The 12309-nt window shown below is 32.3% G+C and carries 6 protein-coding genes; 4 read left to right on the top strand and 2 right to left on the bottom strand.

All coding sequences use genetic code 11. The features are described 5' to 3' along the window. Nucleotides 1-4 precede the first annotated feature (4 nt). Nucleotides 5-493, bottom strand: a complete 489-nt coding sequence (locus tag AC3VJB_RS14525) for a GbsR/MarR family transcriptional regulator (RefSeq protein ID WP_047790747.1) — start codon at nucleotides 491-493, stop codon at nucleotides 5-7. A 688-nt stretch (nucleotides 494-1181) separates the two neighbouring features. Between AC3VJB_RS14525 and AC3VJB_RS14520 the strand changes: the two genes are divergently transcribed. The 4 genes from AC3VJB_RS14520 to AC3VJB_RS14505 all read left to right on the top strand — a co-directional run bounded on the left by AC3VJB_RS14520 (nucleotide 1182) and on the right by AC3VJB_RS14505 (nucleotide 10668). Then, nucleotides 1182-3413 carry a SprB repeat-containing protein gene (locus AC3VJB_RS14520; protein ID WP_497667288.1) on the top strand — a complete coding sequence of 744 codons (2232 nt, stop codon included), beginning with the start codon at nucleotides 1182-1184 and terminating at the stop codon, nucleotides 3411-3413. A 133-nt stretch (nucleotides 3414-3546) separates the two neighbouring features. After that, nucleotides 3547-7752, top strand: coding sequence for a CLIPPER-2 domain-containing protein (locus AC3VJB_RS14515; RefSeq protein ID WP_497667287.1), 4206 nt, complete (start codon nucleotides 3547-3549; stop codon nucleotides 7750-7752). A 15-nt stretch (nucleotides 7753-7767) separates the two neighbouring features. Then, nucleotides 7768-8703, top strand: a complete 936-nt coding sequence (locus tag AC3VJB_RS14510; protein WP_047790750.1) for a PorP/SprF family type IX secretion system membrane protein — start codon at nucleotides 7768-7770, stop codon at nucleotides 8701-8703. 12 nt (nucleotides 8704-8715) lie between these two features. After that, nucleotides 8716-10668: an OmpA family protein gene (locus tag AC3VJB_RS14505; RefSeq protein WP_047790751.1), complete on the top strand. Its 1953-nt coding sequence runs from the start codon at nucleotides 8716-8718 to the stop codon at nucleotides 10666-10668. Nucleotides 10669-10753: 85 nt separating this feature from the next. Here the strand turns inward: AC3VJB_RS14505 and cls are convergent, their stop codons facing one another. Beyond that, nucleotides 10754-12196: a cardiolipin synthase gene (cls, locus tag AC3VJB_RS14500; RefSeq protein ID WP_253055375.1), complete on the bottom strand. Its 1443-nt coding sequence runs from the start codon at nucleotides 12194-12196 to the stop codon at nucleotides 10754-10756. Between the last annotated feature and the right edge of the window lie 113 nt (nucleotides 12197-12309).

The following is a 12309-nucleotide window of genomic DNA, read 5'->3' as shown; positions in this document are numbered from 1 at the left end:
ATAGTTATTGTTTGTGGTTTATAATTTTTTCTTTTAATTTAGTTACAGACGCAATTGCTCCATCTAAAAACTCAATAAAACTATCGTGGAAATCAAGATCAAATCTATCTTCTTCTTTTAGAGTTTTGTTAATGTCTTCTTTGTATTCTTTAACTTCTATGTGTAGTTCTTTTTCTCCTTCCCACTCTTCTATCATATTACTTATTCCTTTTAGCATTGTATCGCTATTTAGAATAAAGTATTTTTTTCTATCACCTGTTTTTGTAAAGTAACTTACTTGTTTTAAACCTTGTAAATGATTAAGATGTGTTGAAATTGTGCTTTTACTAGCACAAAGACCAGATACTAAATCTTCAAAGGTTGCTCCTTGTTTTCCTGTTAAAATAATATGTGAAAGTATTCTTGCTGCAACTGGGGCTAACTGTTCTTTTTTTTCTAAAAAAATTCCCAATTTCTCTACCAATTCACATTTTTTCTTTTCTACTTGATTCATCTCCATAAAAAATTTGCCATGCAAAAATAACTTCAGTTCGGAACAAACCGAACTAATCGAAGTTAAAAAAATGTTAATACATTCTTAATACACTTTCCTTTATTCTATCATCTCTATTTTCAAAGCTTACAAAAGCTACTAACAAGCTCTTTTTCTTTTGTTTATAATATTTTTTTCACTATCTTCACAAAAGATCTAAAAGAAATTTATTATAATGTAATTAAAAGTTATAATTTTTTCTCCCCTTAAAGTTAAAATACTGTTGACTGTTAATAATGCATTATTAACTGTTGTAAACTAGGTAAGCTTTTTTAAGTTTTACTGAGAATATGTTTAAGCTATTTTTAATTTAAGTCTCTCGTGTTATGATTATTTATTTTTTTTCTTATTCAAAAGGTTAGCTATAATTAAACTATTAGTTTTTCCTTAATCCGTATTCCACATATTACTATACTAATAATTAACTATACAGTTACTTTTAAGATTTTCATTAACCTGAAATTCATAAGTAATTATTATTTAGAATTATTAATAGCTCTGTAAAAAGAAACCTGAATTACTATTTGTTGTATTAGTAAATAAAAACTAAACATGTTTACTAAACTACAAATCGCATAATACTATCCTTGCTTACCAACCACTAATTAAAGCTTGATAGTTATTTATAACACCTAACTAATCAACTATTATGAAAAGAATTACTCTAACGTATTTACTCTTACTAAAAAATTATAAAAGATTCAAATTTGTTGAATTAATATTATTGCTCTTAGTATTATCCTCTTTTGTCAAAAAAGAAAATTCGAGTAATAATAATATTAATTATTCTCCTCCTATTACTGTTCCCTGTAATACCGATGCTCCTGTTGCTATCTCTTCATCTAGTTTCACTGATTTAACTGTAACTGAAAATACTAGTGGACTTTGTTTATTGGGTTGCGGTATTTCAAACCTCAACAATTTGACAGACACAAATCTTTCAAACTACACTACTATTTCTACACTTTTAGGTTTAGGTGTAACTCATACAATAACAGTAACAGATAATACCACGGATGAATTTTTTGAAGGAGGAAGCTATGCCGGTTTTTTAATAGAAAATGGCTCTGTTGCTCAAATAGATTTACTAGGAGCTATTACCATAAGAACCTACCTAAACGGTGTTCCTCAAGAAACTAATTCAGGAGCTTCGTTAGTAACACTTGGTAGTTCTCTATTAAATAATGATCAATTCTACGCGGGGTTTTACACTACTTTAGACTACGATAGCATTGAAGTTTCAATAGCTAGTTTAGCAGGTATTGCTTCTAGTACTAATATTTATTATCCGGTTACTAATAGTTTTTGTGTTGGCCCTAATTTAGAACCCAATACTCCTACTTTGATTAATAAACCTGATTTTCCTGCTCGTGTAGTTGACGAACATACTGGAATGGGAGGTGTTTTAAATGTTGGTAGCGTAACCAATACTAATGCTGCGGTAGACTCTAATAGCAACTCATACGCTAGTATTGATTTTACTTTAGGTGTTATAGCTACTGGAAGTATTTCTATAAAAGATGAGCTGACAAATTATCCTGCACAAACGTATGTAGGCTTTGACATTGAAAATGCTTCTGTTTTAAATCTTGAACTACTTGATGAAATTACCATAACAACTTATTTAGATGGTGTTCAACAGGAAGTAAAAACAGGTAGCTCTGAATTATTATCGGTAGACAGTGGTTTATTATTTACTGGTACTGAACGCTCTCAAGTAGGTTTTGTTACTTCATTACCTTTTGATGAAGCTCAATTATCCATTCAACAAACTCTTACTTTAGACTTAGGGAGTACTCGAGTTTATGGTCTTATATTAGAAGCTTTTAGCGAAGGGAATTTAAACTGTGATACTGCTACTTTATTAAACAATCCTTCTCAACCTGTGATAATTAATAACACAAACACTGGTGTAAACGGAGTAGCTTGTGTAGCTTGTGAAGTAGATAACGCAACAAATGTTATTAGCGAAAGTGAATCTGACTTTGCTATGATAAATGTAACTGCTGGTGTTGCAAGTACAGCTTCTATTTCAGTTGAAAATGTTCTAAGTAATTTTCCTTCTGGAAGCACTGCTGGTTTTGTTATTAGGGATACAAATGACCTTTTACAATTAGATTTATTAAATTCTATAACCATAACAACTTATTTAGATGGTTCAGTACAAGAAACACAATCTGGAAACAATTTATTAGCTCTCGAAGCATTAGGTTTAATAAATATAACTCCTTCTACAACTAATGGTTTTTATTTGGTTGGCTTTTCTACTTCACTTGAATATGATGAAGTTCAACTTACAGTTAGTTCACTCGCTGCTACTATTAATAGCATTGAGGTTTATGGTAGTTATGTAGACAATTCCATAAAAATATCAGGTAACACAATAAAAGAAACTTCTATCGGAGCTTCAGATGGAAGCATTTCTTTGTCCGTATCTGGAGGAACACCTCCTTACACTTATCTATGGAGCCCCGGAGACCAAACATCTTCCTCTATTTCTGGATTAACTCAAGGAAGCTATAATGTAACAGTAACAGATGCTAGCGGATGTCAATCAACAGCAGAGTATATTATTTATACAGACGGAGTACAATACCCTGTTCCCTGTAATACAGAAAATCCTGTAGCAGTAACAAATGATAATTTTACAGATTTAACAGTAGATGAAAACACTTCTGGACTCTGTGTAGTAGGTTGTGGCATTTCAGATGCTAGCAACATTATAGACACAGATCCTTCTAACTTTGCTTCTGTATCAACACTTATTGGTCTTGGAGTAACACATACATTAACTGTAACTGATAATACAGCTAGCGAGTTTATCGAATCAGGTGGTTATGCAGGTTTCTTAATAGAAAAACATTTCCATTCTTCAAGCTGATCTTTTAAATGCTATTACCATAACAACCTATCTTGACGGTGTACAACAAGAAACTAACACAAGTACTTCTTTACTTGCTTTAGACAGTCCTATTTTAGGTCAAGATCAATTTTATGTCGGCTTTTACACCTCTATGAATTATGATGCTGTTGAAATCTCTATTTCAAGTTTAGCAGGAGTTGCTTCAACAACTAATGTTTATGCTGCCGTAACTAATAGATTTTGTGAAGGACCTGAGTTAGCTTGTAATACCGCTACCCAACTTACTAAACCAAACTTTCCTGTAAGAGCTGTAGAAGAACACACAGGAACTGGAGGGCTTTTAACACTAGGAAGTGTTAACAACACAAATAATGCTATTGATTCTGATACTTCAAACTATGCTTCTATAGATTTATTAGCAGGTGTTGCAGGTACAGCTACTATAGCCTATAAAAATGAAATTACCGATTACACCGCAAATACTTTTGCTGGTTTTGACATTGAAAATACTACACTTTTAAACACTCAATTGTTTGATGCTATAACCATTTCAACCTATTTAGATGGAACACTTGTTGAATCTAAAACAGGCACAACCGAATTGCTCCCAATTTATTCTGGTTTATTATTAACGGGAAGTGAATCTGTACGATTAGGGTTTATTACTACCGCTCCTTTTGATGAAGTACAACTTTCTATGACACAAACTCTTTCTTTAAACCTAGGTAGTACCAGAGTTTATGGAATGGTACTTCAATCTTTCTGTCCAGGAACGATTAACTGTGATGAACCTTACGTAATATCAAATCCTAGTAGTTCGGTTATTATTAACAACGAAAATACAGGAACCGACGGTGTTGCTTGTATCGCTTGTGAAGTTGATAATGCTGTAAATGTTATATCTGAAGACAATTCTGATTATGCTCTTATAAACATTGTAGCTGGTGTAGCAGGAAATGCTTCTATTTCAGTTCAAGATGTACTTGTTGATTACCCTGCTGGTACACAAGCAGGTTTTATAATTAGAGATACAAACGACTTACTTCAGGCAGATTTATTGAACACACTCACAATTACAACTTATCTTGACGGTGTTCAACAAGAACAACAAACAGCAAATAATTTGTTAGCTCTTGAAGCACTAGGGCTAGTTAATATTACTCCTACTAGTACAGATAGCTTTTACGTTGTAGCTTTTGATACTAGCACTAGTTTTGACGAAATTCAATTAACAGTAAACTCATTAGTTGCCGCTGTAAATTCAATTGAAGTTTACGGTGGATATATAGATGCTACTAACTCAACCTTTTGCCAACAAGCAGGCATTGCTTTATTAAAACAAGGTATTTTTAATGACACAGACAGTGACGGATGCGCAAATCCAGGTGAAACAATTACATATACGTATACCGTAACCAATACTGGTAATGTAAGTATTACAAACGTTGAATTAACCGACCCTATTTCTCCATCTCCTTTAACATTAGAGTCTGGTGATACTGATGGCGATAACGAACTAGATGTTGATGAAACATGGATATACTCATTAGACTATATTATCACTCAAAACGATATTGACAATGGCTCTGTTACTGGTCAAGCTACTGTAACAGGAGTAAGTACAGGAGGAACTAACGTGAGTGACTTGTCTGATGACAACAGTACTCTAGAAGACGACCCTACAGTAACCAATTTATGTCAAAATGAAGGTATTGCACTTATTAAGCAAGGAACCATTAATGATGAAAATGGTGACGGTTGTAGCGATAACGGAGAAACAATAACTTTTACCCTTTCTGTTATAAATACAGGAAACACAACACTAAACTCAATAGTTGTAACCGACCCTTTACTTACAGTTTCTTACAGCTCAGGAGATACTGACTCTGACAATGAGTTAGATGTTGATGAAATTTGGATATATACAGGTTCTTATATTGTTACTCCGCTAGATATTACAAACACTTTTGTACAAAATCAAGCTACAGTGCAAGCTAGTACTGTTTCTGGAGGTACAGTTAGTGATCAATCTGATGACAATAGTATCCTGGAAGATGATATCACTACGATTGATTTATGTCAAGCACCAGACATTGCTATTGTTAAAACAGCCACTTTTAATGATGAAAACTCAGATGGTTGTAGCAATGTCGGAGAAACAATAACCTACACAATGACGGTTACAAATCAAGGTAATACTGGTTTAATTAATGTAACTGTAAATGATCCTTTATTAGGCGGACCTGTTACACTAAATTCAGGAGACCTGAACACAAACAACACACTTGATGTAGGTGAAATATGGATTTATACAGCTGATTATGCCATAACTCAAACCAATATTGATAATGGGTCAATTACGAATCAAGCTACCGCAAGCGGAGAGTCATCGCAAGCTGTCGTTGTTACAGACTTATCTGATAATGATAGTGTGCTTGAAGACGACCCAACACAAACTACAGTGTGTCAATCCGATAGTATTGCACTTATAAAAACGGCTACTTTCAATGATGAAGACACTGATGGTTGTAGCGATGTAGGAGAAACGATAACCTACAATTTTACGCTTACAAACACTGGTAATACCACTATTACCAATGTAGTTCTTACTGATCCAATGCTTGGTGGTACAATTACCCTTGCCTCAGGCGATACCGATAGTGACAACCAACTTGACATTAATGAAACTTGGAGTTATACTGCCAATTACACAATTACTCAAGCAAATATTGATAATGGTTCAGTGACCAATCAAGCAACAGTTACGGGTACAAGTATTAGCGGCAACAATGTAAGCGACTTATCTGATAATGATAGTATACTTGAAGATGACCAAACACAAACTACACTGTGTCAATCAGATGGTATTGCTCTTATTAAAACGGCTACTTTCAATGATGAAAACACAGATGGATGTAGCGATGTCGGAGAAACCATTACCTATAGTTTTATCCTTACAAACACAGGAAATACTACCATTACCAATGTAGTTCTTACTGACTCAATGTTGGGTGGTACAATTATCCTTGCTTCAGGGGATACTGATAACGATAATGAACTTGATATTAATGAATCTTGGAGTTATACTGCCAATTACACAATTACTCAAGCAAATATTGATAATGGTTCAGTAACCAATCAAGCAACTGTTACGGGTACGAGTATTAGTGGTAACAATGCAAGTGATTTGTCTGATGATAATAGTACTCTTGAAGATAATCAAACACAAACCAATCTATGTCAGTCTGATGGAATTGCCTTAATTAAAACTGCTACTTTCAATGATGAGGACAATGATGGTTGTAGCGATGTAGGAGAAACTATAACTTATAATTTCACTCTTACAAACACAGGAAACACTACTATTACAAATGTGATCCTAACTGACCCAATGTTAGGCGGGACAATTACTCTTGCCTCAGGTGATATCAATAGCAACAACCAACTTGATATAAATGAAACATGGAGTTATTCTGCTAGTTACACTATTACACAATCTGATATTGATAATGGTTCTGTTAGTAATCAAGCAACTGTTACAGGTACAAGTATTAGTGGTAACAATGTAAGTGATTTATCTGATGACAATAGTATTCTTGAAGACGATCAAACCCAAACTACATTGTGTCAACCTAATAACAGTATTTCTCTTGAAAAAGTAAGCACCTTTAATGATGCTAATGGAAATGGATATGCTAATGTTGGAGAAACCATAACATATAGTTTTATCATATACAATACTGGAGATTCAGTTTTATATAATATTACTTTACAAGATAACTTACCTGGAATTACAATTAACGGTAGCACCATTCCTCAACTATTACCTGGCGAAGTTGATAGTACAACCTTTACTGCTATTTATGTTATAACTGAACAAGACTTAACAAACGAGTCTGTTACCAATCAAGCATTGGTTACAGCTGAAGACTCTTCAGGAGGTTCTGTAACTGATACTTCTGACGATCCAAACAACTTAGACGATATTGATATTGATAATGATGGTGATCCAGATGATCCTACAATAACAGACCTACCCGTCGAAGAAATTCCTTTTGAAATTTTTAATGCTGTTTCTCCAGATGAAGACGGGGCTAATGATTTCTTCCGCATTAATGGTATTGAAAATTATCCTAACAATAATTTAAAAGTTTTTAATAGATGGGGTGTTTTAGTTTATCAAACTGATGCTTATGGAATTAACGGAAATTTATTTAGAGGAATCTCTGAAGGACGTACAACAGTTAGTAAAGATCAAAAACTACCCACAGGTACCTATTTCTACATACTAACACGATGGAACTCCGATCAAGAAGCCATGACTGATAAAGGATATTTATATCTAAAAAGAAACTAAAAACCACTAAACCTAATGAAACATTATTCTATATTACTATTAATAATTATTAGTGTAAATGTGTGTTTTTCTCAACAAGACCCACAGTATACACAATACATGTATAACACCCAAGTTGTAAACCCGGGTTATATTGGTTCAAAAAATGCTCTTGGTTTAGGGTTACTATACAGAACACAATGGGCTGGATTTGATGGAGCTCCAAATACCGGAACTTTTACTTTTAATATGCCTTTGGGTACCTTAAAACGAAACGCTATAGGACTTTCTATTATTAATGATAAAATAGGTCCTTCTAACGAAACAGGTATTACAATAGATTATGCATACTCATTACTTTTATCAGGTCGTTCAAGAATATCGTTTGGTATTAAAGGAGGACTGAGTATACTAGACGTAGATTACTCCAAACTAAACATATATGATGAAAACGATTGGCAATTTGCAGAAAACATTGACAAAAAAGTACAACCTCAAATAGGTGCAGGTATTTACTATAATAACGACAGACTCTATCTTGGATTATCAGTACCTAATTTTTTCAATTCAAAACATTATAATTCAGATAGCGTCAATAACAACAATGAAGATGCCATAGCCATAGAACGTTTACATTACTTCTTTATAGCGGGTTATGTTTTTGATATTAGTGAAAACCTAAAACTCAAGCCTGCAACTATGTTTAAGTGGGTTAATGGATCTCCTCTGCAAGCCGATTTATCTGCAAATTTTCTGTTCAACAATAAATTTACCCTTGGAGCCTCTTATCGATGGGATGCTGCAATTAGCGCCATGGCAGGGTTTCAAATAACTAATCAGTTATTCTTAGGAATGGGATATGATTTTCAAACTACAGATATCGAAGACCATAGTAATGGTTCTTATGAATTCTTTTTAAGATTTGACATCTTTAATAACCCTGAACGCATACTAACACCAAGATTCTTTTAAACTCTTAATATCATGAAAAAGCATTATTTAATATTCTATTTTTTAACTGCCTTAACAAATACAAACGCTTTTACTCAAATTGCACTAGTTGAAAAGGCAAACATCAAATACAATACGTATGATTTTATAGATGCACAAAAAATCTATTTAAAGGTCGTTGAAGAAGACTATGGATCAGCTGAAATTTATAGAAAACTGGGAAATACGTACTATTTTAATAGTAATTATTCAAGTGCTGCAAAATGGTATTACAATTTAATAGACCGATTTCCAAATGAAGCCCTTACAGTTGATTATTTTAGAGCAGCTCAATGCTTAAAAAGCATTAATCAACCTGAAGAGGCTGAAAAGCTCATGGAAATTTACAGATTAAAAGGAGGTAAAGCCATCCCTTTAGAATCCTATAGAAATGTTGCTGACACTTTATTTAAAAAAGGGGTTCAGGATAAACTTTTTGAAATAGAGAAAATTCCTGTTAATACAGAGTATTCAGATTTTGGTCCAGCCTTTTATGGCAATAATATTGTTTTTGCTTCAAGCAGAAAAAATCCAACTTTATCAAAAGAACATCCTACTGAGCTTGCTGGATGGGATAAGCAACCTTTTCTTAACTTATATCAAGTTCCTTTAGATAAGGATATGAACTTTGGTAAAGTAAAAGCTTTTAACAGAAGTATTAACTCACCTTACCATGAATCTACCGCTATTTTTACAAAAGATGGAAACACTATGTATTTTACTAGGAATAATTATTTAAATGGTAAAAAGAAAAAAGATAAAAATCATGTTGTTAGACTCAAAATATATAAAGCCACTAAAAAAGGTAATACTTGGGGAAATATACAAGAACTTCCTTTTAACAACGATAATTACTCTGTTGGACATCCAGCCCTTAACCCTGAAGAAGACAAACTCTACTTTTCATCAGATATGCCTGGTAGCTTAGGAATGTCCGATATTTGGTATGTCAAAATTTTAGGAGAAGACATTTATACAAATCCTATAAACCTTGGTAACAAGATTAACACTGTTGAAAGGGAAACTTTCCCTTTTGTAAGTGACGATAACGATTTGTATTTTTCTAGTGATGGGCATTCATCAGGTATGGGAGGTTTAGATATTTTTGTTACAAAACTAACAAAAGATTCTCATGGTGAAATATCTACTTTTGGAGAACCTATAAATAGCTCAAAAGACGATTTTGGCTTCATTATAAAAGAAGATAGAATAGGTTACTTTACATCTAATCGTGATGGTAAAGAAGGTAGTAAAAGTGACGATATTTATCAAATTTGGGAACGTTGTGAAATCACCATTCAAGGACCTGTGATTGATAAAAAAACTGGTGAACTAATTCCAAATACAGAAGTTACTTTAATAGATAGTAACAACAAGGAAGTAAAAACAATGACTGTAGGTAATGATGCTACTTTTTCTTTCTTATTGGATTGCCAAGAACAATATACCCTAAGGGCAAAGAAAAAGGAATATTTTCCGAAAGAAAAAGTTATAGAAACCCCTAGCAACCCAAAAACTATTAAAATGCCTATTAAGCTAAACATGCCTTTAGCTTTAGAGCTTTCTGACCCTTGCCCTCCAAATGATTTAGGGTGTAAGTTAACGTTACAACCTATTTATTTTGATTACGACAAATCTAATATTCGCCCTGATGCAGAAATTGAACTGGCTAAAATTTTGGCCGCATTAAAAGAATATCCTACTTTAAAAATTCATATAGAATCACATACAGACTCTAGAGGTAATGATTCTTACAATTCAAGATTATCTGAAAATAGAGCACAAGCTACATTAGATTGGTTTCTTAAAAAAGGAATTGATATAACAAGGCTAAGTGCAAAAGGATATGGAGAATCAAAACTTATTAACAAATGTAATAACCAAACTACGTGTAGTGAAGACGAACATCAACTGAATCGTAGATCCATGTTTATAATTAAAGAATAACTCAAAAAAGCTCTTTTTGAAGAATAAATAACGATAAAACTTCTTTTTCTTAAGAAGTTTTATCGTTACTCTTTTTGTAACTTAACTACAAAATAGGAGCTAACAATCTAGCTAATCTCTCTGTAAAACGTATTAAAACAGGTCTACTATTCCATTGATGTAAGTCTATTTTCTCACTGTTTTTTAAATCTTCCATAAAAGCATTTTTCAACTGACTTGCAAAATCTTTATCATAAACTAATGCGTTAATTTCAAAATTTAAATCAAAACTACGTTCATCTAAATTTGCTGTTCCTACAGAAGAAACTAACTCATCAAATACAATTGTTTTCGCGTGCACAAATCCTTTTTTATATCTATACACCTCCACTCCTATTTCTAACACTTCTTTATAGAAAGAATTTGACACTGCATTAACTAATTTCGAATCTGAAATACTTGGTACCAATAGTTTTATTGTAACCCCACTCAAACTAGCTATTTTAAGAGCATCTAAAAAAGAAGTTCTCGGGACAAAATAAGGGGTTGTGATTAAGATTTCTTTTTTTGACAATAAAATTGCTTGAATAAGAGCATACATAATGTCTGGATGATCAGAATCTGGTCCACTAGAAATTACTTGAACTAATTGCTTATGTTCATTTGTTTTTACTTGATCTCCCGCTGGAAAAAGCTCTTCCTCTATAATAACATTTTGATTAGCACAAAAATTCCAATCCGCTAAAAAAACTCGTTGTAAGTTTAAAACAGCGAGTCCTTCTATTTTAATATGTGTATCTCTCCAATAACAATTAAATTTATTAGGATTAACATACCTTTCAGAAACATTAACACCTCCTACAAAACCAACTTTTCCATCAACTACAATTATTTTTCTATGATTTCTATAATTAATTCTATTAGCTAACAATAACCATTTAATTTTATAAAAAGGGTACGCCTCCACCCCACTATCAATTAAAGACTTCACAAACGATTTACGAATATCTTTACTTCCAAAATCATCATAAATAAAACGTACTTTAACTCCTTCTTTAGCCTTTTCTTTTAAAACATCTCCTATTTGCTTACCAATAGTATCATTTTGAAAAATATAATATTCTATATGTATATGATTTTTTGCTGCTTTTAATACTTTTATAACTTCTGGAAACTTACGTTCCCCGTTTATTAGTAAATTAACTTTGTTATTACTAGTTAAAATATTTTCTTTATGTATAAACTTCGTCAGATTATAAAAATGTCCTAAATGGCTTTTAGACGTTGATAGTATTTTTTCATTATACTTTTTTAGCTTCTCTTTAAGGTCGAAGAAAATGTTTTTGTCTACTTCTAACTTTTTATTATATAACTTATACGTTCTATGGTTTATTCCAACCATCAAATAAATAATAATACCTCCTACAGGAAACAGAATCAGCAAAAATAGATAAGCTATTGCTTTTGGTGGTGTTGAAGTATTAATAATAATAACAGCAACTGTAGCAATAATAGCTACATATAAAATTATAAGTAGTGTAGTTATCAAAATAAAAGTATCTTTTTCTGCTAAAGATATTTAAATTATTATGATTAACACAAAGCTCTAGAAATCTAATCTAATACTTTTATTTTTTTCTCCATTTGCGAGCTTATGAAAAG

The sequence above is a fragment of the Tenacibaculum sp. TB-53 genome, from assembly GCF_059716285.2.
The sequence above is the reverse complement of the archived record's forward strand: the minus strand, read 5'-3'. Positions and strand labels throughout refer to the sequence as shown.

Bases quoted from the DNA above. Each gene is read 5' to 3' on its own strand.
- AC3VJB_RS14515 (WP_497667287.1), top strand. From the start codon at position 3,547: ATGAATTATGATGCTGTTGAAATCTCTATTTCAAGTTTAGCAGGAGTT.
- AC3VJB_RS14525 (WP_047790747.1), bottom strand. From the start codon at position 493: ATGAATCAAGTAGAAAAGAAAAAATGTGAATTGGTAGAGAAATTGGGA.
- AC3VJB_RS14510 (WP_047790750.1), top strand. From the start codon at position 7,768: ATGAAACATTATTCTATATTACTATTAATAATTATTAGTGTAAATGTG.
- AC3VJB_RS14505 (WP_047790751.1), top strand. From the start codon at position 8,716: ATGAAAAAGCATTATTTAATATTCTATTTTTTAACTGCCTTAACAAAT.
- AC3VJB_RS14520 (WP_497667288.1), top strand. From the start codon at position 1,182: ATGAAAAGAATTACTCTAACGTATTTACTCTTACTAAAAAATTATAAA.